Source organism: Phytoactinopolyspora alkaliphila, from assembly GCF_010550695.1.
In the GTDB taxonomy this organism is placed as follows: domain Bacteria; phylum Actinomycetota; class Actinomycetes; order Jiangellales; family Jiangellaceae; genus Phytoactinopolyspora; species Phytoactinopolyspora alkaliphila.
The window spans coordinates 101,797-125,366 of the sequence record NZ_JAAGOB010000012.1 but is presented as its reverse complement, the minus strand read 5'-3'; the positions used below and the strand labels follow the sequence as shown (position 1 = coordinate 125,366).

The following is a 23,570-nucleotide window of genomic DNA, read 5'->3' as shown; positions in this document are numbered from 1 at the left end:
CCTTCTCAATCCCGCCGGCGATAGCCGTTCTGGCGGGGGCAGATGTGCCCCTGCGGCTCCAAGGCCAGCCCGCAGAGGGGACACGGCGGCCGCCCGGCCGCCACGAGCGCCTGCGCCCGCTTCGCGAATGCCCGGGCCTCGGCTCCGGTGAGGCGCACCACGAAGACGTCCCGGGTGGAGTCCTCCGGGTTCTCCGGCGGCTCCTCGTCCTCCTCCTCGGTTCCGGGCTCGCCCGCCGCGTAAGCCGTGATGACGACCTGCTCCTGTTCGCCGTCCCAGGCCAGGGTGAGCGTTCCCACCCGGAACTCCTCGACGATCGGCTGGTCCAGGGGGTCCAGGTCTTCGGTGTCGGGGGCCGTCATGGGTACGGGCGCCTGTCCGTCCGTGCGCCGCAGGATCTCGTCGAGCATCGCGTCCACCCGGTCCGCGAGGACGGCCACCTGCTCCTTCTCCAGAGCCACGCTCGCGAGCTGTTTATCGTCCCGTGCCTGGAGGAAGAACGTGCGGTCGCCGGGCTCGCCGACGGTACCGGCGATGAACCGGTCCGGCGATTCGAAACGGAACACCTGAGCAGCCACGTCACACACCCTATCCCGCGCCGCCTCCCACGGTGGCATCACTGCGTGGTTGCCCCCGCCGGCCGCGACGGCTCCGGTTGAACGAGCGCAGTTCCGCCGACGTGTCGTTGAGTCGCAGCAGGAAGGGGCGTCGTTCGGTATAGGAGATGGCGGTCACCGAGCCCGGATCGACGACCAGGCGCTGAAACAGGTCGAGATGCATGCCGAGCGCGTCCGCGATGACGGACTTGATCACGTCTCCGTGGGACAACGCCACCCAGACGGCGTTCGGCCCGTGCTCGCGGGCGACCTGGGCGTCGTGGTCCCGCACGGCCTCGACCGCGCGGGCCTGCATCGCCCGCAGCGACTCGCCGCCGGGAAACGTCGCCGCCGACGGATGCTCCTGCACCACCGCCCACAGCTTCAGCCGGCGCAATTCGGCCAGCGGCCGTCCGGTCCAGTCGCCGTAGTCGCACTCCTGCAAACGGTGATCCACCAGCGGGTCCGCGCCGAATGCCTTGGCCGTCTGCCGGCAGCGCTCGAGAGGGCTGCTCACCAGTAGGCTGGGCCGCAGATCCCGCGCGCGTTCCGCCAGGGCGGCGACCTGTTCCTGCCCGGTATCGTCCAGGAGAACGCCTGGACTCCTTCCGGCGAGAGTTGCGGCGGCGTTGGCCGTGGTACGGCCATGACGCACGAGTAAGAGAACAGGCACGTCCTCAGCCTATCCACGGCGTAGAGTGAGCCCCAACCGTCCGATCTGTACTATTTGGCGTGGTGGTTTTCCACATAATGCACAGCTACGGGTCGCACAATGACGGGGAATGGGTTTAGGTATGACGAGGACATACTTCGCGTCCGTGGTATTCCGGCGCCTCCGGCCCACAAGGCCTCGCACCGGGCCGAAAGGAGTAGACACTTTCTGATGCGGCGCCCTCTACGTGACGTCATTGCCGCGGCCTTGGCCAGCTCTGGCCTGGTGTTGTCGGCTCTCGCGATGCCGGCCCAGGTTCACGGGGTAACACCCCAGCCGACGGACTCGCCACCGCCCTCCTCCAGTCCTACCCAGACCACCAGCCCGCCTCCCACGGCCACGCTCACGAGCTCGCCGTCCCCCACGGCTACCGGTACGCCGTCGCCCACGAAGACGCCTACGCCTACCAGCACACCGTCTTCGACACCGACGCCTACCAAGACACCAAGCCCTACGCCGTCACCCACCAAGACGCCCAGGCCCACGCCGTCTCCGACGGACGATCCCACCGCGGAGCCGAGTGACGAGCCGACCGACGAGCCCAGCGACGAGCCGGACGCCGAGGACACCCCGCAGCCCACGTCGCCGTCCACGCAGGACCCGTCGACCGATCCGGAGGACCAGGACCGGCGGGACCCCCAAGAGGTGTACGAGGCCGCGCTGCTGGACGCCCAGACCGTCGCGGTGGCGGAAGCGCAACGTCTGCTGTACGAGATCCTGTCCCAGATCGACGACGCGGACGCCGATCTCGACGCGGCGCGGGAAGAGGCTGAGGCGGCCAAGGAAGCCGACGAAGACGCCCGCAAAGAGCTGAAGATCGCCATTCAGGTCGTCGAGCGCACGCAGCGGGAGATCGAGTCGATCCGCACTCAAACCGACGGCGCACGCGATGCCCTCGGGACTGTGGTTCGAGAGGCCTACCAGAACAACGGACTCGCCACGATCGGCGTACTGCTCGGTGCCGAATCGCCCGAGGATCTCAGCAACCGGTACGTCGGCATGCGGACCTTGCTCCGGGCAAGCGACACCGCACTCGGCCGGCTGGCCGCCGACCAAGCGGACATGCGAAATTCACTGTCGGTTCTGGAAGGCCAGCGCGAGGAGCAGGAGCAGCTCGCCCAGGAAGCCGCCGAGGCCCGCTCGGACGCCGAGAAGGCCGAGGCCCGCGCAAAGAAGGCGCGTACCAACCGGCAAGAGAAACAAGAGGAGTACGAGACCGCCCTCCAGCTGGCCGAGGAGGCCAAGCTCGAGGATTACAAGCTGTACATGGAGCAGATCGACGAGGCCACCGCGGTCGGCGAGTATCTCGGCGGCCTGGCCGAGGAAGATTTCGGGCCCGGATACGGCACCGGAGACTTCATCCGCCCGGGCAATGGTGCAGTGACCTCGGAATACGGCTCGAGGCTGCATCCCATCCTCGGCTACGTCAAGATGCACACCGGCATCGACTTCGGCCGCGGCGACGGGAACATCTACGCCGCCGACGCCGGAACGGTGATCGAAGCCAAATACAACACCGCCTACGGCAACATGGTGATCGTCGACCACGGTGATTTCGAAGGGCGCCGGCTGACCACGCTTTACGCTCATCAGAGTGGACTCAGCGTCAGCGTCGGGCAGAAGGTCGAGAAGGGCCAGGTCATCGGGAAGATCGGATCCACCGGCTATTCGACGGGTCCGCATCTGCACTTCGAGGTGCGCCTCAACGGGCAGCACACCGACCCGCGGCCCTGGCTACCCTGACGACCCGACCGCCCGGAGTTACCACCACGGCTGTTTTGCGCACGACGATCTTCACGACGGTCGTGGACCGGGCGAAACTCCCACGGCGATCATCACGAGCACGCCGACCAGCACAAACACCGCGGCGGAATCCTACACGGCAATCACCACAGTCGACGTGGGACACGTCGAGTGAATTTCGCCCGCTCTGGACGGCGATTCCCAACACGACCATTCACACACCCGGCCCGATCCCCCGTAGTCCGGCCCAAACCCACACGACGATCACCCACGGCGCCATCACTGGCGGTCTCCAGCCCGAGAGCCCCGACCCAAACCCCCATGGCAATCACCACAGCCGACGGCAGACCACCTCGAGCCCGCCGGCCCTAGGGCCGACCGCCCTCGAGTCCGGCCGCCCCTGGGATCAACCGCCGGTCTTCCGGACCGGCCGCGGCACCATACGACGACCGCCGGTCTTCCGGACCGGCCGCGGCGCCAAACGACGACCGCCGGTCATCGGCCGAGCGGTGGGACCACGCCGGCTACAGGTCAGGCAAACGGCGCGAGCGTGCCCGTCGTCAGGAGGATCAGCGTGAGGGCTCCGAGGAGAATCCGGTAGGTGACGAACGGCGCGAACGAGCCGCGATTCAGCCAGCGGAACAACCACGCGATGACGGAGTAGCCGACGACGAAGGACACGACGGTCGCCACCAGCGTCGGTCCCATTCCGTAGACCGATCCCTCGGACATCGCCGAAGGCCATTCGTAGATGCCGGCGCCCAGAACCGCCGGGATGGCGAGCAGGAAGGCGAACCGCGCCGCCGTCGGACGGTCCAGCCCGAGCAGGAGACCCATGCTGATCGAGGCTCCGGACCGCGACACACCTGGGACAAGGGCGAGCGCTTGCGCAAGGCCGACCAGGAGCGCATCGCGCAGCCTCAGGTCCCCTACCGACCTGTTCTTTGAACCGACGGAGTCCGCGATGCCGAGTACGATGCCGAGCACGATCAACGTGGTGCCGATGATCCACAGCGACCTGAAGTCGCCTTCGATGACGTCCTTCAGGGCGATCCCGGCGACCACGATCGGGACGGTGCCGAGGATGACGAACCAGCCGAGACGGGCCTCGGCGGGGTCGTAGTTCAACCGCCGGTGCTTTCCAGCGGACACGGAGCCCGGTGCGGACGCGGACATCCGTGCCGACCCGGTTCCACCTCCGAACAAGGATCGAGTCCACGCGTTGATGATCCGGCCGATGTCCTTGATGAAGTACAGGATCACGGCCGTCTCGGTGCCGATCTGGGTCACGGCGGTGAACGCTGCACCCGGATCCTGCCAGCCGAACAACTGGGGGTAGATCCGCAGGTGAGCGCTCGAGGAGATGGGAAGGAACTCCGTCAGCCCTTGAAGCACGCCAAGGACAACAGCCTGGAACCATTCCATCGTGCAGTGCGCTCCTCGTCGGAAAGAAGTGGACGTGCCCAGCGGCTGGAGGTCAGTGCCCGGTGCCTGACGCGTCGAGTGCGTCGGCCATAGACCGCAGGGTCTGCACGCGTTCCTCAGCCGTACCCGCCGGCAGTGCTACGGATAGCGTGGTGACGCCCGAGTCAGCATAGACCCGCAACCGGTCGCTGATCCGGTCCTGCGAACCGATCAGCGACGTCTGGTCGATGAAGTCGTGAGGAACCGCGGCCGCCGCCGCCCGGTGCTGCCGATCGAGGAACAGTTCCTGGACCTTGGCCGCGCCCGCCTCGAAACCCATCCGGACCGCCAGCTGGTTGTAGAAGTTCTTCTCCCGGCTTCCCATGCCGCCGAGGTACAGGGCGGCGTAGGAACGCACCTGATCAGCGCAGGCCGCGACGTCATCGCCGATGACCACGGGAACCGTGGGCACCACGTCGAAGCCGTCGAGGGACCGGCCCGCGGCGGCACTCCCGGCGCGAAGGCGATCCAGGGCGACCGCGGCGTGCTCGGGCGCGTAGAAGATGGCGAGCCAGCCGTCGGCGATCTGGCCGGTGAGCTCGAGATTCTTCGGGCCGATGGCCGCCAGATACACCGGAATGCTCTCCCGGACCGGATGCACCGTCAGCTGGAGGGACTTCCCGGGACCGTCCGGCAGCGGCAGCGTCCAGTGCTGACCGTCATAGGTCAGCCTGCCGCGGGACAGCACCTTGCGGACGATCTCCACGTACTCCCGGGTGCGCGCCAGCGGGTGGTCGAACCGTACCCCGTGCCAGCCCTCGGATACCTGGGGGCCGGAGACGCCGAGGCCGAGGCGGAACCGTCCGCCGGACATCGCGTCGATCGTGGCGGCCGTCATGGCCGTGGTGGCGGGTGTGCGAGCCGGTATCTGCATCACGGCACTGCCGACGTCGATCCGCTCGGTGCGGGCGGCGATCCACGACAGCACCGTGGGCGCGTCTGAACCGTACGCTTCGGCGGCCCACACGCTGGCGTAGCCGAGGCGTTCCGCCTCCTGAGCGAGGTGAACATTGTCCTGATGAGTGCCCGAGCCCCAGTACCCGAGGTTCAACGCCAGCTGCACAGGGCGACTCTACCGGTCGTGCGGCTCGCCCCATGACGGGCCCGTCGTCGCGAGTAGGTGCGCTCGGGGCTTTCACTCTTGTGCGCGTCACCACAGCGAGTTCACCAGTGCGGACCGGTGGCCGGCAGGTACGCTCACCCTGTGGAAATGCGACGGCTGGGAAACAGCGGGCTTCGCGTCTCGCGGCTGGCCCTGGGGACACTGAGCTGGGGCCGCGACACCGATGAGCATGAGGCCCGGGAGCAGCTCGAGGCGTTCGTGGAGGCCGGAGGGACGTTGATCGACACGGCCGCCTCGTACGGCGACGGCGCCAGCGAGTCCGTCCTGGGCGCGCTGATCGGCAAGACGGTGCCCAGGTCCGATCTGGTCATCGCCACGAAGGCGGGCCGGTCGGGACCGTTCGGCAAGGATGTGGACGACACGTCTCGCAAAGCTCTGCTGGACCAGCTCGACGAGTCACTCGACCGGCTGGACCTGGACTACGTGGACCTGTGGCAGGTTCACACCTGGCACGACGAGACGCCGCTCGAGGAGACCCTGGCCACTCTGGATTTCGCGGTCGCGTCCGGCCGGGCCCGCTACGTCGGGATCTCGAACTACGCCGGCTGGCAGACCGCATGGGCGGCGGCGCATCAGCGCGGCGGCATCGATCGCGCTCCGCTCATCTCCACCCAGGTGGAGTACTCCCTTGTCCAACGCGGCGTGGAACGCGAGATCGTCCCTGCCGCCGTCCAGTTCGGGATCGGCCTGCTGCCGTGGTCCCCACTCGGCCGCGGCGTGCTCACCGGCAAATATCGTGGCGGCACGCCGGCGGACTCCCGGGCGGCCGCCGCTCACATGGCCGGTTTCGTCGACCCGTATCTGGACGCCCGGTCCCGGCAGGTGGTCGAGGCCGTGTGCACCGCGGCGAGCGGACTCGGTGTTCAGCCTCTGGAAGTGGCACTCGCCTGGGTGAGGGACCGCCCGGGCGTCACGGCACCGCTTCTCGGCGCGCGCACGGCCAACCAGTTGCATGCACAGCTGGCCTGCGAAGACCTCGAACTGCCGGAGGAGATCCGAACCGCCCTGGACGAGGTCTCCGCGCCTGCCCTGTAGCGGGTCACGCAGGGCACTAACCGGTGACCGCTCTGGCCCGGCCGCTGGAGTCGAGGTCAAGGACCAGCACGTCGTCGTACACGCGCCGCTCGGTGCGCTGGAGACGGTAGTCGCCGTCCAGCACGGGAAAGACGTACACAGGAGTCATCGTCACCCGGACGCCGTTCGGGCGCCGCTCGACGTCCACCTCAAGATGGCCGTAGTGCTTTCCGCCTTCGACGAGCTGGAGAACGCCGTCGACCAGCTCCCATCGCTCAGGTTCGTGCTGGTCTGCGGTCCACTCGCTGAAGGGATTGTAGGAAAGCAGCGGATCGTCCAGCGACGAGCCGTCTCGCCGCTCGCCTCGCAGCCCGTCGCCCGCCACACCGACGTCGTAGTAGTACACGCCTACGCCATCGCCGTCCTCGTCGACGAAGCTACGCTCGAACATCTCACTGTGTCCGGACAGCACCGCGGTGACGTCGTACTCCTCGAACATCGGCTGGTACTGGCGCATTGGCGTACCGCCCTGGCCGCTGGTGAAGGCGTGATCCATCGGCAAGCCGTGTTCACCACTGCTGAACGGCGCATGGTGGAACTGCACGAAGATGATCTGGCCACGAGCGCGGGCGTCGGCGAGCTGTTCCTCAGCCCAGTTCCACTGGACACTGCCGGGGTTGAAGTCGGCGAGGTCGGTGCCTCCCGCAGCCTCGTACTCCTCCCGGGTGTAGTTGTTCTGTGTGTCGGTGCCGGGACCGTTGAACTGCTGCCCGGTGGCCTTCTGCTCGTCGGGGTAGTTGGCCGGCGCGTCATCGGGCTCACCGTTGGAGCTGTCCAGGGTGATGACGGTGACGGGACCGTAGTCGACGCGGTAGTAATTGTCCCGGTGCGCCGGCGTGCCGTTGTCCGGCGAGTCGAAGTAGGCGTGGTACTTGTCCCGGCTGCGGACCACCGGCATGCGGTCGTCCGGCGTGCCGTAGCCACCGTTGAGAGCGCCGAAGTTCTCCCAGTTGCCGAGCGCGGGGAGTATGGGGCGCTCCGACAGACCGCCGCCGACCTCGCCGGCATTATGCCGGAAGAACTCGTCCCAGCCCGGCTGGTAGCCTCCGCCCTGCACCAGGTCGCCCGGCATCATCACGAAGTCCGGACGGCGCCTGTCGATGATCCGCAAGTTCTCGCGGTAGCCCTCGTCTTCGGTGAGCATGTACCGCAACGTGCGCACCTGCGACAGTACGGTGGTGCCGAACACGCCGTCCCAGGTGCCGCCTTCCTCAGCGGACGGGCGAGCGGCAAATCCGTCCGCCAGCGCGCCGGGAGCCCACTCCCGCCGCTGGACCCGGCCCAGCGGCTCGGTTTCGGCGTCCGCCAGCGCGACGAACCGGATGCGGTTCCACCGGTCCGTGCTCGGCGCCGTGGAGAAGCCGCCGGACCGCGTCGCGTCACCGGCCCGCACGGTGTACCGGTAGCGACTCCCGGCGCGCAGACCGGTGATGTCGACGGTGTGCTTGTAGTTCCGGCCTTGATGCAACCAGGACCCCTGCGCCAGCCCTGCGATCTCTTGAGCGAGCTCGGCCTCGGTGTAGTCGAGTGCTTCCTCGAGCACCGGCTCGGTGGCATAGCGAGCCGTTCCCTTCAGCCCGGGCCCACGCAGCAGCAGCTCTCCCGGCTCCGCCGTGGTGGTGAACCAGGTAAGCGTCATGCCCTCGTCGGAGGGATTCTGCAGGTACGGGTAGACCCGGAACTCGTGGCTCACGGCTGGCTCTCCCGATTCGGCGTGCGCTGGAACGGCCACCGCCAGCGCCGCGATGCCGATCAGCAGCGGCCTGATCGCCCTGGACAGTCCTCGCACGTGACCACACTCCTCGCATCGACGCTCCGGTTCTGCCGACCGGCGATCCGCCTACGATCACGTCCTCAGCCGTCACCGGGACGGCCGGTCGGCAAACGTAGACCAAAGGCTGGACCAATGATTCTGTCAGTCGTCGTCCGCAATGTCGATCACCTCGTCCAGCCGGTAGATCAGCATCTCGTCGTCGACGACACCGAACGGCTCGTCGACCAGCGTCTCGGTATCTCCCTCGGCGAGCTCCTGCACCCAGACGGTGCCGCCTCGCGGGCCTAGTCCCGATCCCTCGGCCCGCTGGTCGAGTCCGTCGACCCCGTAGGCGTGCAGCATCTGGTACAGCGCCCTTCCGATGTGCGACACGTCGGCCTCGGCCGCCTCACCCGGGTGCGCCGGGTACAGCTCCGCGTAGGCCCCCCGGCCAGCCCGCAGCAGTTCCGCCGGCGCGGTGATGTCGTAGTCGCGCCGGACGAAGACGCCGACGGCGGCCGGCTCGGCGTCAGGGTCCTCGTACTCGATGTCGACGTGCGGGCCCTCCGGGAACTCCCAGGGCGTGACCTCGTCCCGGAGCTCGAAGAGCAGGTCGTCGTAGCGCTCCGCGGCATGACGCAACGCTGTATACGCGGATTGAACAGCGACGTCCGCCTCGCCGGAGCGGGCCAGACAGGCTTCCAGATGGTTCTCGAGGGCCTCGGTGAGGACCTCGAGGGCGGCGTGCAGGCGGCCGCGGTCCTGCGGATCATTCGTCACAATGCACGACCGTACCGGTTGCGTGAGAGCTGAGCACGAGGCGTGGCAAGATATGCGGATGGAACATTCGGTGGCGGCGCGGAGCGGATCGAGGTTCGCCGGCGCCACCGAGTACGAGTTTTGGCACCTCTTCCTTCCCCGGGACACCTCCCGCGGCGCGGCCCGCCGGCTGCTGGCCGAACACGCCGAGTACGGCCGCTGGGAGCTTGCCCGGCTGCGCCGCTATCCCGACGGCACTCGCAAGGTCACCCTCCGGCGGCGGATTCTGCGGGTTCGCCGCACGCTGTGACGCCTCAGCGCCGGCTCCGCGCTCTGCCGGTGGCCAGGCGCTCAAGCCAGATCGAGGAAGCGATCCAGGACGCGGGCGCCGAATCGCAGACTGTCGGTAGGCACGCGCTCGTCGACACCATGGAACATGCCCGCGAAGTCCAGTTCCGGAGGCAGCCGGAGCGGGGCGAAACCGAAGCACCGGATGCCGAGCGTGCTGAACGCCTTGGCGTCGGTGCCTCCGGACAGGGAGTACGGAACCGTGCGCGCGGCTGGGTCCTCCGCGACCAGTGCCGCGCTCATGGCGTCCACCAGGTTGCCGTGGAACTCCGTCTCCACCGCGATGTCGTGGACCAGGTTCTCGCGCTTGACCTTGGGGCCGAGCACCTCGTCGAGCGTGGCCTCGAACTCTGCCTCGTACCCGGGAAGGAACCGGCCGTCCACGTACGCCTCAGCGCGGCCCGGGATGACATTGTGCTTGTAGCCCGCCTTCAGCATGGTCGGGTTGGTGGTGTTGCGGACTGTCGCGCCGATGATCTTGCCGATGCCCCCGAGCACACTGAGCAACTGCTCCGGGTTCTCGGGATCCAGCTCGACGCCGTACGCCTCACTTGCGGCGTCGAGGAACGCCCGGACCGCGGGCGTCATCCGCACCGGCCACGGGTGGCGGCCGAGCCGGGCGACAGCCTCGGACAGTTCCGTCACGGCGTTCTCACTGGACAGCATCGAGCCGTGCCCTGCCCTGCCGTCGACCGTCAGCCGCATCCACGCGATGCCCTTCTGCGCGGTCTCGATGAGGTACAGGCGCAGGTCGTCTCGGACGGTGAGGCTGAATCCGCCCACCTCGCCGATCGCCTCGGTGACTCCGTCGAACAGGTGGGCGTGATGGTCCACGGCCCAGTGCGCTCCCATGACGCCGCCGTGTTCCTCGTCGGCCAGGAAGGCGAGGACCACCGGCCGGTCGGGCAGCCGGCCGGAACGCACCCGGTCGCGGATCACCGACAGGGTCATGGCGTCCATGTCCTTCATGTCCACCGCCCCCCGTCCCCAGACACACCCGTCGGCGATCTCGCCGGAGAAGGGGTCGTACGTCCAGTCGGAGGCGTCCGCCGGAACCACGTCGAGGTGTCCATGGATCAGCAGCGCGTCCGTGCGGCGAGGGTCGGCGCCGTCGACCCGGGCGAACACGGATGCCCGGCCGGGCGCGGATTCCATGACGATGGGCTCCAGGCCGACCTCGGCGAGTTGCCCGGCAACGTACTCCGCGGCCTTGCGCTCTCCCGGGCCGCTGTGGTCACCGTAGTTGGAGGTGTCGATCCTGATGAGGTCTCGGCACAGTTCGACAACGTCGGCATCTGGAGCGCGCGTCGGGGCAGGCAAGGAGAAGTCAGGCATGCCCTCAAGCCTAACGGTCGGCCCGAGGAGCGCTCGAGACAGCGGTACGGGACGCTAGCCCTCCGGCTCGTCTCCCCGTGACTTCTCGCGGTCCTTCTTCCACGACCAGTAGAACAAGAACGCCACGATCAGCACAGTTCCACCGAAGAAGACCAACGTCCAGATGAATGTCTCCGCGTCCACGGCATCCACTCCTTCTCAGTCGTGCCGGCCGGGTTCGGCGGGCACGGTGCTGATGGGTCCCGGATTGATCCGGTTCGCGAGGCGGTTGTTCACGACGAGGAGGATCGCCACCAGCGCACCCCACTGCACCACCATGGTGGCGAGACTGAACGTGTCCGTGGGGTCCCACCACGCCTTGCCCGGGTCGGACACGGATTGGTAGATGAACCAGCCGAACAGGAACGCGAACATCACCGGGAAGAGCCGGATGAGGATCGTCCACCAGCCGCCCACTCCGAAGTCGCTGTCCGCATCCATGTCCCGGCGGGCTTGCTCGAGGCCGTACTTCATCATCGCCACCGCGGCGAACAGACCGCTGATGAGCAGCGCGATACCCCACACGTTGTCCTGGTTGCTCAGGTAGTCGAGGTTGAACGCCGCGGGAAGCCCGGCGAGGAACGCCACCGCTGCGATCGCCGGGACGGCTACCTTGCGACGGACACCCATGTCGACGACGTTGCGGGCGGCAAGCTCGACCATCGCGATCAGGCTGGAGATGCCGGCGAGGGCGAGCACGAGGAAGAACAGGGGCGCGAAGAACCAGGTGCCGCCCGGCATCTCGCCGAAGAGTACGGCGAGATAGACGAAGGTGAGCCCCTCGTTGCCGGCTCCCGTCGCCTCGTCCGCGAATGACGCGCCACCGAGAGCGAAGATGGTGCACACGACGGCGATGCCCGCGAGGAGGGAGGCCAGATGGTTTCCCGCCACGATCGTGGTGGCGTTCAAGGCGAAGTCCTCACGACGACGCATGTAGACGCAGTAGGTCAGGTACAGCCCCCAGCCGGCGCCGGTGGAGAACGCCATCTGCGCGAAGGCCTGGAGCCACAGTTCGGCGTCGCCGAGCAGGCTCCAGTCCGGCACGAAGAGGTAGCGCAGCCCCTCGGCCGAGCCGGGCAGGGTCATGGCCCGTACGGCCAGCACGGCCAGGATGACGAACAGCGCTGGGACGACGATCTTCAGGACGGCCTCGAACCCGCCCTTGAGGCCGCGGAAGACGATCAGGCCCACCAGGGTGATGGCGATGGCGTGGAACAGGACGGTCTGCGCCGGGCTGTCTGTGAAGCCCTCCCAGATACTGGTCGTCTCGCCGACGGTGATGCCGGCACTGAACTCACCGGTGACCGCGTAGACGAGATAGCGGATAGCCCAGCCGCACACCACCGAGTAATAGAACATGATGGCGATGGTGGCCATGCCCATGAAGCCGCCCATCCAGGTGAATCGGCGGCCCATGATGTCGCGGAAGGCGCCCGCCGTGCCAAGCCTGCTCTTCGAGCCCATAAAGGACTCGGCCATCAGCAGTGGGATGGCCCAGACCAGGTTGGCGACGACGACGGCCAGCAGGAAGGCGCCGCCGCCCCAGGCATGAACGTCGCGCGGAAACCGCCAGATGTTTCCGGTGCCGACGGCCATCCCGATGGCCGCGGCGACGAATGTGAACCTGCTGGCGAAGACGACGCGCCCGCTGCCGGATGTGTTCTGTTGAGTCATGACGAACCCCGATTCGCCGCCGTGACATGTTGCAGGTGATCATGCCCGTGTCACACCACGCTTGACAAGGGGTGGTCATGCCATCGGCGTGGTTTGACTCCGCCCGGATGGGAGCAACGGCCAGACATCGATAACGTTGCGCCGTGAACGACACATCGCCGAGCCGTCGGCCCAGTCCCGACCTACCGGGACTCCTGCCGGCATTGCTGACGGCCGACGTGAGCCCGGCGGAGCGGCACGCCCGGCGCTCGCCGCGCGACTGGGCCGTCGACGTAGCCGCCTTTCTCATCGCCATCGTCTTCGGAATCCTCGGCTTCGTCGAGGTCGTCCAGGTCGATGGGTTCACCTGGCTGCGGATCGTCGACCTCGCGGTTGGGGCGAGCGCTTGTGTCGCCCTGTGGTGGCGGCGTCGCTGGCCGGTCCACCTCGCCGTGATCATGACCGTGGCCGGGCTGTTCTCCCCCGCCACGAGCGGCGCGCTGGTGGTGATGATCTTCACCGTGGCCGTGCATCGCCGGTTCCCGGTGGTGGCCGGGATTGCGGCGGCCAACATTCTCGGAGCTGCGCTCTACTTTCGCATCTATCCCTCGCCAGACATGTCGTGGCCGGCCTCCATGGTGTTCATCGCCTTGTTCACCGTCGCGATCGTCGCGTGGGGAATGTTCGTGCGGGCTCGGCGCCAGCTGGTGATCTCCCTTCGCGAACGCGCCCGCCAGGCCGAATCCGAAGCGCATCTGCGCGTGGAGCAGGCCAGGCATCGCGAGCGTGAGCGGATCGCCCGGGAGATGCATGATGTGCTGGCACACCGGCTGTCACTGCTCAGCGTGCACGCCAACGCCTTGGAGTACCGGCCCGACGCGCCTCCGGAAGATCTCGCTCGGGTGTCCGGTGTGATCCGGGAGAGCGCACACCAGGCGCTACAGGATCTACGGGAGGTGATCGGGGTGTTGCGCACGCCTGCTCAGCGCGCCGACGGCGCTGGCCAGCCCGCTCTGGAGGAGCTGACCAGCCTGGTCACCGAGTCCACGCAAGCCGGCATGGACGTCACCGTCGTGGACACCCGCACGGACGAGGGCGACCCGCCGCCGCTCGTGGACCGGTGCGCGTACCGGCTCATCCAGGAGGGCCTGACCAACGCACGCAAGCATGCTCCCGGCACGGCCGTGACCATCTCCCTCGGTGGTGGACCCGGAGAGGGATTGCGCGTGAGCGTGCACAACGCGCCCCTGCGCCGCCACGTCGCAGACGGCAGTATCCCCGGGGCCGGCACCGGCCTGGTGGGATTGCGCGAGCGGGTGGATCTTGCCGGTGGGCTGCTCTCCCATCGTTCGCTACCCGACGGAGGCTTCACTTTGTCGGCCGAGCTGCCCTGGCCCCGGTAACAGTTCGATTCTCGTCCGTTTTGATCGTCGGCTTCGGGGAACAAGACCGCCAAGACTTCGCTGACTTGCGGGGAGGCGGACATGAGAATACGCAGTGCTTGGCTGTCCTTGACGGCAGTTGCGGTGCTGGTTGCGGTGGCGTGTACTCCCGGAGGTGACGACGGCGGCGACGAGGGCGAGACCAGGCAACTGGTGTGGGCTATCGGCGGGGCCGAGGCGCAACCCGGAGGCGTCCACGAACAGGTCGCAGAGCTGTGGAACGAGCAGAATCCGGACACGCCCATCCGAATCGAGCTGTTGCCCGAAGAAGCCGATCAGCAACGCGAGCAGCAAGCGCTCGAGCTTCAGGCTCAGGGCAGCGGCTTCGACGTGCTCGGAGTCGATGTCATCTGGACCGGTGAGTACGCGGAGAACGAATGGCTCGAGAGTCTCGAAGATGTCCGGGGCGAGATCGAGGGCGCGACGCTGCCCGGGCCGTTCGAGTCGGCGACGTGGGGTGACGAGCTGTGGGTGGCGCCGTACAACTCGAACGCCGGTTTCCTCTACTACCGGACCGATCTCGTCGATGAGCCGCCGACCACGTGGGATGAACTCTGCGAGGAGGCCATCTCCGTCGCCGAGGACGAGGGCATCAACGGCTTCATCGGCCAGGGCGCACGGTACGAGGGCTTCGTCGTGAACTGGCTCGAGTACTACTGGAGCGCAGGCGGCGAGCTGTACAACGAAGATCAGACACAGGTGGCGTTCGACACCGAGCTGGGTGTCCAAGCGACGGAGTTCATGGCCGACGCCATGGCCGACGGGTGCTACGCACCGGGGTTCAACACCGCGCAAGAGGAAGAGGCCCGCAACGAATTCCAGCAGGGCAACGTTGTGTTCATGCGTAACTGGCCGTATGTGCACTCCCTGCTCGAAGAGGACGAGGAGGCCCCGGAGTTCGACATCGCTCCCCTGCCGACCTTCACCGGAGACGGGACGATCTCAGCACTCGGCGGCTTCAACAACGGCGTGAGCGCCTTCTCCGACAACATCGACGCTGCCAAAGAGTTCGTGGTCTGGGCCGCGACCAATGAGGAGGCCCAGACGATGCTCGCCACGGAGGGGTCAGTGCCACCCACCATGGCCTCGGTATATGACGATCTGGCGGACGACCCGGTGATGGCGCTGCTCGGTGACGTGCTCGGCGAGGCCAAACCGCGGCCGCCGGCCCCGGAGTGGAATGAGATCAGCGTCGAGATGCAGCGCGCGCTCTTCCCGGCCGTCAATGGTGAGGCTGACATCCAGAGCTCGGTGGAGGCGGTCCGGTCTCACCTGGAAACCACGGTCGAGCAGTGACGAGGTAGGGCACCGGCCATGGCAGACACGCCCGTCGCGCCGGCCAGGAGTGTCGAACCTGCAGGCCCGGACCAGTCGTCGGTTCGGGCCGGTGGGTTCTCCGAACGCACACTCGCCAGGTTGTTCATCGCGCCGTCGATCATCCTGATGGCTCTGGTGGCGCTGTTCCCGGTGGTCTATGCATTCATCCTGAGCCTGAACGAATACACGCGCCGCCAGCATGTCGGGTTCGCCGGACTGCAGAACTACGCCGACGCGCTGACCGACGGCCGGTTCTGGGAGTCATTGCGATTCACCCTGGTGTTCACGGTGACCTCCGTCGGAGCGGAGTTCCTCATCGGGCTCGGTTTCGCCTTGATCATGAATCAGGCGTTCAGGGGACGCGGCATCACTCGAGCGGCGATCCTCATCCCCTGGGTGATCCCCACGGTGATCGCGGCCCAGATGTGGTTCTTCATGTTCAACGTGACGCCCGGGTTCATCAACAACGTGTTCGGCCTCGGGAACTTCAACTGGCTGGGCCAGCAAGGCTGGGCGACGTTCGCGGTGATCTTCGCCGATGTGTGGAAGACCTCACCCTTCGTGGCTCTTCTGCTGCTGGCCGGATTGCAGACGATTCCGGGTGATCTCTACGAGAGCGCGATGACGGACGGCGCGAACGCGCTTCAGCGACTGTGGTACATCACGCTTCCGCTCCTGCGCCCGGCCATCCTGGTGGCTTTGCTGTTCCGTACCGTCGAGGCGCTGCGCGTCTACGATCTTCCGCAGGTGATGACGGGCGGGGCGTTCAACACGGAGTCGTTGTCGATTCTGGTCCAGCAATATGTGGTCCGCACTCCCAATCCGGGCTACGGCGCTGCGCTGTCGACCTTGTCGTTCGTCATCATTCTCGGCGTCGGCCTGGTCTTCGTCTCCATGCTGGGCCGGCAACTGGTCATCGGAAGGACAACCGAGCGATGAGCGACGTCACGCAGGAGGCCACCGCAACCCAGACCACAGGTCGCCAGGGTCCGGTCAAGGCGCGTTCAGGGGGCCGGACATGGGCGAGGACTGGCCTGCTGGTGATCGTCTTGTTCTGGTGCCTGTTCCCGTTCTTCTGGCTGATCATGACCAGCCTCAAGCTCGGCGACAGGGCGCTCAACAGCCCCGATCTGTTTCAGGGACCGTTCGGCCTGGACAACTACGCCAGCGTGTTCGAGCAGAACTTCCATCTGAATCTGCGCAATTCCCTGGCCATCGCCGGCATGACCACCATCATCTGCATCGTCATCGGGTCGCTCGCCGGTTACGCCCTGGCCAGGCTGCCGATGAAGCGCAAGATCCTGCTTCTGTCCGGCGTCCTGGCGGTCTCGCTCTTCCCTCCGGTGGCTCTGGTGCCGCCGCTCTACGAGGCGTGGCGCACGCTCGGTCTGCTCAATACCTGGGAAGGCCTGTACCTGCCCTACACGGCGTTCACCTTGCCGCTCACCATCTTCATCCTGACCGCGTTCTACGCCTCCATCCCGCGGGAGCTCGAGGAGGCGGCCCGAGTGGACGGCGCGACCCCGTTCCAGGCCTTCTACAAGGTGATCTTCCCACTGGCGGCACCCGGCGTCTTCGCAGCGGCGATCATCATCTTCGTGACGGCATGGAACGAGTTCCTGCTCGCGAACACCTTCGCCCCGCGCAATCCGGAGATCGCTCAGACCGTGCCAGTGGCGATCGCCGCGTTCACCGGCCAGGTCGAGTTCCAGCGCCCGGTCGGGATCATCACCGCGGCGTGCGTCGTCGTCGTCATTCCGATGATCATCGTCGCGCTGCTGTTCCAGCGGCGGATCGTCGCGGGCCTGACGTCGGGAGGACTCAAGGGATGAGTACGTTGTTGTCCTGATCCTCCGGCGCGAAAACGCGGCGGCCGAACAGCCACCACACCCACACCTGGCTGGCCATCAGCAGCGGAGTGAGTGCCAGGGCCGCCGGCACCAGCCACGCCAGGGTCGCCGGGTCGGCCGCGGATCCGGTCAGCTCGAGCCCCGACCCGGCGGCCGCGACCAGAGTCATCAGGGCCGCGGCCGTGAGGGCGAAAGCCTGCTTCTCCCCCATCGCGCCGAAACCCTGCGCCGCGCGGCGCTGCGGCGCTCCGGTGAGCCGAAGCGCGGCGAAGGCCAGACCATGCAGGCCGAAAACCACCAGTACGGCCAGGACAGCGAAGATCACCGCCGGATCGGTGAGAACGCGCGTGAAGGTCCCGCCCAGCATGCCGGACAGGATCCATGCCCACGCTCCGGCCGCAAGCCAGCTCCCGGCGCAGATGGCCGCGTCACACCCGGCGCGCCAGCTACGTGCCGCGACGCCGTCGCCTGTGACCCTGCCGCGGAACCAGACACCGGCGTCACGAGTCACCCAGCCGGCCAGGAGAACCACGATCAGCGGAAACAGACCGCTGACCAGCTCACCTTCCAAGGCCGGGAAGAACCCGATCAGCAGTCCGGCGGACGCGATCAGCCAGACCTCGCTGGTCAGGAAGAAGGGCACGATCGCCGCGACAACAAGCCGCCGTTCGGCCCGGTTGCGGGCGAGGAACGGAAGCATCATGCCCGTGCCGAGGTCCGCGCCGCCGAGGACGAAGTAGCCGAGCACGTAGAAGGCCAGCGTCACCACAGCGAGTGTCTCCATCGGCGCTCATCTCCCCACGAACGTCAGGACGGCGGTGGACGGCTCCTGGCCACCCCGCTCGTCGATCACCCGGCCCAGGAACCCGGTGCCCGGGTCGCGTCGCGCATGCCGGGCGAGCAACCACACCGTGACCGCGATCAGCGTCCCGAAGATCGCGGTGAACGTCAGCAGCGACGCCCGCATGACGGTGTCCGAGACGTCCGAGACCGCGTCCTCGACGGTCAGCATCTCGTAGACCACCCACGGCTGCCGGCCTACTTCGCGAAAGACCCAGCCCGCGATCATCGCGATGTACGGCAGCGGGATCGACGCCACCAGGACGACGTGCCAGAGCCGGAACCTGAGCACGGCTCGGCGGAAGGACGCAAGCAAGGCGCCGGCGATCAGCAGCCACAGCATCAAGGCGAACGCCAGCAGCATCACCACGCCACCGGCGCGGGCCAGTGACGGAGGTGTGTAGTCGCCGGCACCGAACTGCGCCGACATCGCGGCTTGGAGGGCGTCCAGCTCCGCACTGTCACCCTCGAACGCCGCGATCTTCATCGCCTGGACGTCGCCCAGCCACTCGAATTGCATGCCGCCGGTGACCACGCTGAGCACCAACCCCGCGAGCGCGGTGAACACGCCGATGCGCAGCGAGCGGGTGAACAGCTCGCCGTGGCGGCTTCGGCGGTACAGGTGGTACGCACTGACCCCGGCCACCAGGAACCCGCCGGTGAGCAGGGCACCGCCGGCGATGTGCCAGAAGGCCGTGACGGCGCTCGGATTGGTGAGCACGGCGCTGAGGTCGGTCACGACGAGCGTGTCGCCGTCGACGCGAGTTCCCACCGGATTCTGCATGAGGCCGTTGGCCACCAGGATCCAGTACGCCGACGCGTACGCCGTGAGGGCGACGACCCAAAACACGGCCACGTGCGCCCACGGGCCCAGCCGGCCCCAGCCGAAGATCCACACGGCGAGGAACGTCGACTCGATGAAGAAGGCAACCAGCGTCTCCATGGCGAGCGCGGAGCCGAACACGTTGCCCGCGAAGTGCGTGAGCCCGCTCCAGCTCAACCCGAACTGCAGCTCCATGACAAGACCTGTCAGGATCCCCATGGCGTAGTTGATCACGTAAAGCTGGCCCCAGAACCGGACCATCTCCGTCCGCACCGGGTCTCTCGAAACCGTCGCCCGGAGCTGGACACAGGCCACGATGGTCGCGAGTCCGAGCGTCAGTGCGACGAAGAGGAAGTGCGCGCCCGCGGTCACCGCGAACTGCAGCCGCGCCAGCTCCAGGGTCTCGGCGTTCACGTGGCGACCGGATCACGCGGCACGAATGCCGGCTCCGCGCGTTCGATCGGAATCTGCGGAAGCGCCCGATCCAGCCAGCGCGGCAGCCACCACGCTTTGGCTCCGAACAGCCGCATCACAGCAGGGACGACGAGGCAGCGGACCACGATCGCGTCGAGGAAGACCGCCACGGCCAGACCGAGGCCGAACTGCTGCAACATCCGGTCCGGGCTGAACATGAACGCACCGAAGACCACGATCATGATCGCCGCCGCGGCTGTGATCACCCCGCCCGTCTTGGCCAAGCCTTCCCGCATCGCGACGACGGCATCGCCTGTCCGGCGCCACTCCTCGTGCATCCGCGAGACCAGGAACACCTCGTAGTCCATCGACAGCCCGAAGACGATCGCGAAGATCATGACCGGCACGAAGGCCTCCACAGGCCCCGGCTGAACGCCGAACATGCCCTCGCCGAACACCATGGTGACCACGCCCAGTGATGCCGCGATGACCAGCAGGTTGAGCACAGCGGCCTTCAGTGGGATCAGGATCGATCGGAAGACGGCCATGAGCAGCAAGGAGGACAGGCCGACCACCACGGTGAGGAACAGTGGCATCCGATCACTGACCGCTTCGGAGAAGTCGTCAGCGGCCGCGGTCGATCCGCCGACCAGGTATGTGCCTCCAGTCTGGCCGGCCAGGTCCGGAAGGACGTCGCCGCGCAGGTTCGCGACCAGGTCGCTGGTGGCTTCGTCCTGCGGCGCACTGTCGGGGAACACCATGACGGTAGCGAGGCTGGTATCCGGTATCGGCTGCGGAGGTGACGCGCTGGCGACGCCCGGTGTCTGAGACAGTCTCTCCTGAACCAGGCCCGCGTCCTGTTCCGGCACGCCGTCGGTCAGGACGAACAACGGACCGTTGACACCGGGGCCGAACCCTTCGGCCAGCAGGTCGTAGGCCTGTCTGCTGGTGGTCGACTCGGCGTCGTTGCCGGCGTCGGCGAAGCCAAGCCGCATACCGAACATCGGGATCGCCAACGCCGCCAGGAGAATCACGGCGATCGCCACCGGAGGCCACGGCTTCCGCGCAACGCCGTCGGCGAGCCGACGCCACCGGTCACCCTCGTCGCGCTTGGTCCGGGCGGCGTGCTTGGTGATCCGGCGCTCGATCCTGCGGCCGAAGACCGTCAACAGCGCGGGCAGCAAGGTCAACGACGCCACCATCGTGACAAGCACTGTCAACGCGACTGCCAGCGCGACTCCCTGCAATGAGCCGAGACCGAGTGCGAACAGGCCGAACAGCGCGAACACCACTGTCACACCGGCGAAGATCACTGCTCGCCCAGCCGTGTCCAGGGCCGTCCGTGCGGCTTCCTGCCGGCCGGCGCCACGCAGCAGCTCGGCACGGTAACGAGCGAAGATCAGCAGCGCGTAGTCGATGCCGACACCCAGTCCCACGAGCATCATCAAGGGCGGCGTGTAGCTCGCGATGGTCGTGACGTTCGACATCAGGACAATCACGCCCAACGTGCTGCCGACAGCGAAGATCGCGGTGATCACCGGGAGTGTCGCAGCCAGGAACGAGCCGAACATGAAGACGAGGATCACCAGTGCCGCCAGGATCCCTGCGCCCTCGGCCGCGCCCCCTTCCGACTCTTCGGCGCCGCGAATCGCGTCGCCGCTGAGTTCCACCTGCAGGCCGTCGCCGCCGGCCACGTGCGCGGTGTCGATGATGGTCCGCACGGCGTCGCTCGGGACATCGGTGGCACCGCCGTCGAGCGCGACGGTGGCATAGCCGATCGTCCCGTCGGCGGAGACCATGTGCCCCGACTCGTACGGGCTCGTGACCCCGACCACGTGCGGTAGTGTGCCGACCTCATCCAGCATCGTCTCGACCCGTTCCTGGACGGCTTCGCTCCCGAAGCCGTCGGGATCATGGAGAACGATCTGAATCGAGTCACCGGCCTGCGCGGGAGCATGTTCGGCGAGCGTGTCGCTGAGCTGTTGCGACTCGGTGCCGGGCAGAGTGTGATCGTCGTAGTAGTCGTCGCCGACACTCTGCGACACAGCAGTGACGCCGACGAGTACCAGTACCCAGAGCAGCAGGGCCCACCAGCGGTGCCGTTGCGACCATCCGGCCAGCCGCCCCATGCGGCCGGCTCCCCCTGCATTGTCGGACGTGGTCGTCGCCACGGTCATCAGCCTCCTGAACACGTCGGGCGCGACATGCGCACCGCTCGGACACCGTCCAGGGTGAGGCAAAGGCACTGCTCAAGGCATCGGCCTGGGGATGACACCTGCCGTACACCGTGGGTTGTGGCTCATGGCGCGGCCGTACCACGGAGGTTGTGCCCCGACGGGCGGGGCAGGCTTGTCAGTCCAGCCAGCCCGGGGTGATCAGGCCCGACTCGTAGGCGATCACGACGAGCTGCGCGCGGTCCCGGGCGCCAAGCTTGGTCATGATCCGGCTCACGTGGGTCTTCGACGTCGCGGGGCTGAGTACCAGTTGTTCGGCGATCTCGTCGTTGGACAGGCCCGCGGCGACGAGCGTCATCACCTCACGCTCCCGTTCGGTCAGCATCTCGAGCTGCGGAGCCGGCGCCGGCCTTTCACGCCGTCCCGCGATCTCCGAGATCAACCGGCGCGTCACCGATGGCGCGATCAGGGCATCGCCCCGGGCTGCCACCCGGACCGCGTGGATCAGTTCGACGGGGTCGGTGTCCTTGACCATGAACCCGCTGGCTCCCGCCCGCAAGGCGCCGTAGACGTAGTCGTCCAGGTCGAAGGTGGTCAGGATGACGACCTTCACGGTGCTCAGGGCGTCGTCGCGAACGATCTCCCGGGTAGCCTCGAGACCGTCCATCTCCGGCATCCTGATGTCCATGAGCACCACGTCCGGACCCAGCTCACGGGTCAGCCGCAGCGCCTCGGCGCCGGTGGAGGCCTCGCCGATCACCCGGATGTCGTCCTCACCGTCGAGGATGGATCCGAATCCGGCTCGAACGAGCCGCTGGTCGTCGGCGACAAGTACCCGGATCACGTGCTCTCCTCAGCGCCACGTTCCGCTGGCGGCGTCCCGTACGGCAGGCGCGCGTGGACCCGGAACCCGCCCTCGGCGCGAGGGCCGGCGTTGAGCTCGCCCGCCACCGATGCCGCTCGCTCTGTCATCCCGATGATGCCTACTCCCGTTCCGTCCGGTGTGCTGCCGGCTTGCCGCGTACCGCCCCGCCCATCGTCCAGTACCTCGATGACGACGGCCTCGGAACCGAACCGGACGCGGACGATGGCCGTCGACGCGTCCGCGTGGCGGGTGACATTGGTCAGGGCTTCCTGAACGATGCGGTAGCCCGCGACATCGACCGCGGACGGAAGCCACGCCGGCGGCTCGCCCTGGATCTCCGCATGAACGTCGAGATCGCTCGACCGGGTCCGCTCGATCACCTCGTGGACTCTGGACAAGCGGGGCGCCGGTGTCGTGGGGGCGGCCTCGTCCACCTGCCGGAGCACGCCGAGGGTAGCCCGAAGTTCGCGCAACGCCTCCTGGCTGCTCGCCTTGATGGCGCTCAAGGCCTCCTCCGCCTGGGACGTGTCCTTGCCCATCCGGTGCAATGCCGCTCCGGCCTGGACGTGGATGAGCGAGATAGTGTGGCCGAGGACATCGTGCAGCTCACGGGCGATCTGCAGCCGCTCCTCGGTAGTGTGCCGCTCGAGCTCCGCCACCCGGTTGAGCTCGGATTCCCGCAGGCGGCGCTCGACCTCCCGCAGGTATGCCCGCCGGTTGTAGACGGCGCCTCCGATCGCCATCACCGACAGCAACCAACCAGCGAAGAACAGCACCCCGAGCTCACCGAGGTTCTCGGTGTCGGTGCTGTACTCGCCGTAGAACGACGCCACGATCACCACGGCGGCAAGGAGCGCGCCGACGGCGAACCGGCCGGTGGCCATGAGCGTGTACAGGGCGATGGCGAACGCGATGATGACAGGTCCGTCGGGATCGGGCATCAACAGATACGCCGCTGTCCCGGCGAGGGTCACCAGGGTGACCGCGAGCGGATAGGCCCGCCGAAAGTACAGGGCAGCACACGTCAGGATGAGCACGAGCCAGCCGACGGGCGTGATCTCGGTGTCGCGCTCTGGAAACACGCTGCCGGCTATCGCGACCACAGCGGTCAGCGCGGCCAGGACGGCGTCCGCCGTGCGACCACGCAACCTCGGCGCCCCCGGGCTCGCCAGGCCCGCCAGGTGGGCTGAGTCCGCTGGGTTCGATTGGTCCGCCGCCGAATCCGCCATCGCCCGACAGCATACGA

At 67.5% G+C, this 23,570-nt stretch carries 22 protein-coding genes; 7 read left to right on the top strand and 15 right to left on the bottom strand.

Translation table 11 applies throughout. The annotated features are described in order from the left end of the window. Window positions 1-5 precede the first annotated feature (5 nt). The 3 genes from G1H11_RS20015 to G1H11_RS20005 form a co-directional block, all read right to left on the bottom strand. Window positions 6-578 (bottom strand): DUF3090 family protein, encoded by a 573-nt coding sequence (locus G1H11_RS20015; RefSeq protein WP_163820363.1) that lies wholly within the window; start codon window positions 576-578, stop codon window positions 6-8. Between the two features lie 10 nt (window positions 579-588). After that, window positions 589-1,269 carry an MSMEG_4193 family putative phosphomutase gene (locus tag G1H11_RS20010; RefSeq protein ID WP_163820362.1) on the bottom strand — a complete coding sequence of 227 codons (681 nt, stop codon included), beginning with the start codon at window positions 1,267-1,269 and terminating at the stop codon, window positions 589-591. A gap of 296 nt (window positions 1,270-1,565) precedes the next feature. Further along, window positions 1,566-1,901 (bottom strand): hypothetical protein, encoded by a 336-nt coding sequence (locus tag G1H11_RS20005; RefSeq protein WP_163820361.1) that lies wholly within the window; start codon window positions 1,899-1,901, stop codon window positions 1,566-1,568. Between the two features lie 52 nt (window positions 1,902-1,953). Between G1H11_RS20005 and G1H11_RS27205 the strand changes: the two genes are divergently transcribed. Continuing rightward, a complete protein-coding gene (locus G1H11_RS27205; RefSeq protein WP_163820360.1) occupies window positions 1,954-3,051 on the top strand; it encodes a peptidoglycan DD-metalloendopeptidase family protein in 1,098 nt (365 codons plus the stop codon). Between the two features lie 531 nt (window positions 3,052-3,582). Here G1H11_RS27205 and G1H11_RS19995 read toward each other — a convergent pair. Together G1H11_RS19995 and G1H11_RS19990 are read right to left on the bottom strand one after the other, a co-directional pair. Continuing rightward, window positions 3,583-4,476: an undecaprenyl-diphosphate phosphatase gene (locus G1H11_RS19995; protein ID WP_163820359.1), complete on the bottom strand. Its 894-nt coding sequence runs from the start codon at window positions 4,474-4,476 to the stop codon at window positions 3,583-3,585. A 52-nt stretch (window positions 4,477-4,528) separates the two neighbouring features. Beyond that, the gene (locus tag G1H11_RS19990; protein WP_163820358.1) at window positions 4,529-5,578 is read right to left on the bottom strand and encodes an LLM class F420-dependent oxidoreductase; all 1,050 of its coding nucleotides are present in this window, start codon (window positions 5,576-5,578) and stop codon (window positions 4,529-4,531) included. Window positions 5,579-5,719: 141 nt separating this feature from the next. Between G1H11_RS19990 and G1H11_RS19985 the strand changes: the two genes are divergently transcribed. After that, entirely contained in the window at window positions 5,720-6,673 is a 954-nt protein-coding gene (locus G1H11_RS19985) for an aldo/keto reductase (RefSeq protein WP_163820357.1), read from the top strand. A 16-nt stretch (window positions 6,674-6,689) separates the two neighbouring features. Here the strand turns inward: G1H11_RS19985 and G1H11_RS19980 are convergent, their stop codons facing one another. Then, on the bottom strand, window positions 6,690-8,351 hold the full coding sequence (locus G1H11_RS19980; RefSeq protein WP_163820421.1) for a metallophosphoesterase: 1,662 nt from the start codon (window positions 8,349-8,351) through the stop codon (window positions 6,690-6,692). Between the two features lie 276 nt (window positions 8,352-8,627). After that, window positions 8,628-9,245 (bottom strand): hypothetical protein, encoded by a 618-nt coding sequence (locus G1H11_RS19975; RefSeq protein WP_163820356.1) that lies wholly within the window; start codon window positions 9,243-9,245, stop codon window positions 8,628-8,630. A 58-nt stretch (window positions 9,246-9,303) separates the two neighbouring features. Here G1H11_RS19975 and G1H11_RS19970 point away from each other — a divergent pair, with 58 nt between their 5' ends. Next, window positions 9,304-9,534, top strand: coding sequence for a DUF5703 family protein (locus G1H11_RS19970; RefSeq protein ID WP_163820355.1), 231 nt, complete (start codon window positions 9,304-9,306; stop codon window positions 9,532-9,534). Between the two features lie 41 nt (window positions 9,535-9,575). On the opposite strand, the gene G1H11_RS19965 is transcribed toward G1H11_RS19970, so the two are convergent. From G1H11_RS19965 to G1H11_RS19960, 3 genes are read right to left on the bottom strand one after another with little or no spacing between them, the layout of a single operon-like run. Continuing rightward, window positions 9,576-10,907: a M20/M25/M40 family metallo-hydrolase gene (locus G1H11_RS19965; protein WP_163820354.1), complete on the bottom strand. Its 1,332-nt coding sequence runs from the start codon at window positions 10,905-10,907 to the stop codon at window positions 9,576-9,578. 54 nt (window positions 10,908-10,961) lie between these two features. Then, a complete protein-coding gene (locus G1H11_RS25335) occupies window positions 10,962-11,090 on the bottom strand; it encodes a DUF2681 domain-containing protein (protein ID WP_216843956.1) in 129 nt (42 codons plus the stop codon). 15 nt (window positions 11,091-11,105) lie between these two features. Continuing rightward, window positions 11,106-12,620 (bottom strand): sodium-dependent transporter, encoded by a 1,515-nt coding sequence (locus G1H11_RS19960; protein WP_163820353.1) that lies wholly within the window; start codon window positions 12,618-12,620, stop codon window positions 11,106-11,108. Window positions 12,621-12,763: 143 nt separating this feature from the next. On the opposite strand from G1H11_RS19960, the gene G1H11_RS27200 reads away from it, so the two are divergent. The 4 genes from G1H11_RS27200 to G1H11_RS19940 all read left to right on the top strand — a co-directional run bounded on the left by G1H11_RS27200 (window position 12,764) and on the right by G1H11_RS19940 (window position 17,190). Beyond that, window positions 12,764-14,002 carry a sensor histidine kinase gene (locus G1H11_RS27200; RefSeq protein WP_216843954.1) on the top strand — a complete coding sequence of 413 codons (1,239 nt, stop codon included), beginning with the start codon at window positions 12,764-12,766 and terminating at the stop codon, window positions 14,000-14,002. 81 nt (window positions 14,003-14,083) lie between these two features. After that, window positions 14,084-15,337, top strand: a complete 1,254-nt coding sequence (locus G1H11_RS19950; protein ID WP_163820352.1) for an ABC transporter substrate-binding protein — start codon at window positions 14,084-14,086, stop codon at window positions 15,335-15,337. Between the two features lie 18 nt (window positions 15,338-15,355). Further along, window positions 15,356-16,297: a carbohydrate ABC transporter permease gene (locus G1H11_RS19945; protein ID WP_163820351.1), complete on the top strand. Its 942-nt coding sequence runs from the start codon at window positions 15,356-15,358 to the stop codon at window positions 16,295-16,297. Then, window positions 16,294-17,190: a carbohydrate ABC transporter permease gene (locus tag G1H11_RS19940; RefSeq protein WP_163820350.1), complete on the top strand. Its 897-nt coding sequence runs from the start codon at window positions 16,294-16,296 to the stop codon at window positions 17,188-17,190. Before G1H11_RS19945 ends, G1H11_RS19940 begins: the two co-directional genes overlap by 4 nt. On the opposite strand, the gene G1H11_RS19935 is transcribed toward G1H11_RS19940, so the two are convergent. From G1H11_RS19935 to G1H11_RS19915, 5 genes are all read right to left on the bottom strand, one after another. Continuing rightward, entirely contained in the window at window positions 17,180-17,992 is an 813-nt protein-coding gene (locus tag G1H11_RS19935) for a cytochrome d ubiquinol oxidase subunit II (RefSeq protein ID WP_163820349.1), read from the bottom strand. The two genes, G1H11_RS19940 and G1H11_RS19935, sit on opposite strands and share 11 nt — an antisense overlap. A 6-nt stretch (window positions 17,993-17,998) precedes the next feature. Beyond that, complete coding sequence (locus G1H11_RS19930) at window positions 17,999-19,285, bottom strand: cytochrome ubiquinol oxidase subunit I (RefSeq protein WP_163820348.1); 1,287 nt, start codon at window positions 19,283-19,285, stop codon at window positions 17,999-18,001. Next, window positions 19,282-21,462 (bottom strand): MMPL family transporter, encoded by a 2,181-nt coding sequence (locus tag G1H11_RS19925; protein WP_163820347.1) that lies wholly within the window; start codon window positions 21,460-21,462, stop codon window positions 19,282-19,284. Before G1H11_RS19925 ends, G1H11_RS19930 begins: the two co-directional genes overlap by 4 nt. 175 nt (window positions 21,463-21,637) lie before the next feature. Continuing rightward, window positions 21,638-22,303: a response regulator gene (locus G1H11_RS27195; RefSeq protein ID WP_163820346.1), complete on the bottom strand. Its 666-nt coding sequence runs from the start codon at window positions 22,301-22,303 to the stop codon at window positions 21,638-21,640. Further along, on the bottom strand, window positions 22,300-23,553 hold the full coding sequence (locus G1H11_RS19915) for a sensor histidine kinase (RefSeq protein WP_163820345.1): 1,254 nt from the start codon (window positions 23,551-23,553) through the stop codon (window positions 22,300-22,302). Before G1H11_RS19915 ends, G1H11_RS27195 begins: the two co-directional genes overlap by 4 nt. Window positions 23,554-23,570: the final 17 nt, after the last annotated feature.

Excerpts from the sequence above, each read along its gene's own strand:
- G1H11_RS19925 (WP_163820347.1), bottom strand. The coding sequence starts at position 21,462 with ATGACCGTGGCGACGACCACGTCCGACAATGCAGGGGGAGCCGGCCGC.
- G1H11_RS19935 (WP_163820349.1), bottom strand. The coding sequence starts at position 17,992 with ATGGAGACACTCGCTGTGGTGACGCTGGCCTTCTACGTGCTCGGCTAC.
- G1H11_RS19965 (WP_163820354.1), bottom strand. The coding sequence starts at position 10,907 with ATGCCTGACTTCTCCTTGCCTGCCCCGACGCGCGCTCCAGATGCCGAC.
- G1H11_RS19915 (WP_163820345.1), bottom strand. The coding sequence starts at position 23,553 with ATGGCGGATTCGGCGGCGGACCAATCGAACCCAGCGGACTCAGCCCAC.
- G1H11_RS19995 (WP_163820359.1), bottom strand. The coding sequence starts at position 4,476 with ATGGAATGGTTCCAGGCTGTTGTCCTTGGCGTGCTTCAAGGGCTGACG.
- G1H11_RS19945 (WP_163820351.1), top strand. The coding sequence starts at position 15,356 with ATGGCAGACACGCCCGTCGCGCCGGCCAGGAGTGTCGAACCTGCAGGC.
- G1H11_RS19970 (WP_163820355.1), top strand. The coding sequence starts at position 9,304 with ATGGAACATTCGGTGGCGGCGCGGAGCGGATCGAGGTTCGCCGGCGCC.
- G1H11_RS19960 (WP_163820353.1), bottom strand. The coding sequence starts at position 12,620 with ATGACTCAACAGAACACATCCGGCAGCGGGCGCGTCGTCTTCGCCAGC.
- G1H11_RS19980 (WP_163820421.1), bottom strand. The coding sequence starts at position 8,351 with ATGACGCTTACCTGGTTCACCACCACGGCGGAGCCGGGAGAGCTGCTG.
- G1H11_RS19940 (WP_163820350.1), top strand. The coding sequence starts at position 16,294 with ATGAGCGACGTCACGCAGGAGGCCACCGCAACCCAGACCACAGGTCGC.
- G1H11_RS19950 (WP_163820352.1), top strand. The coding sequence starts at position 14,084 with ATGAGAATACGCAGTGCTTGGCTGTCCTTGACGGCAGTTGCGGTGCTG.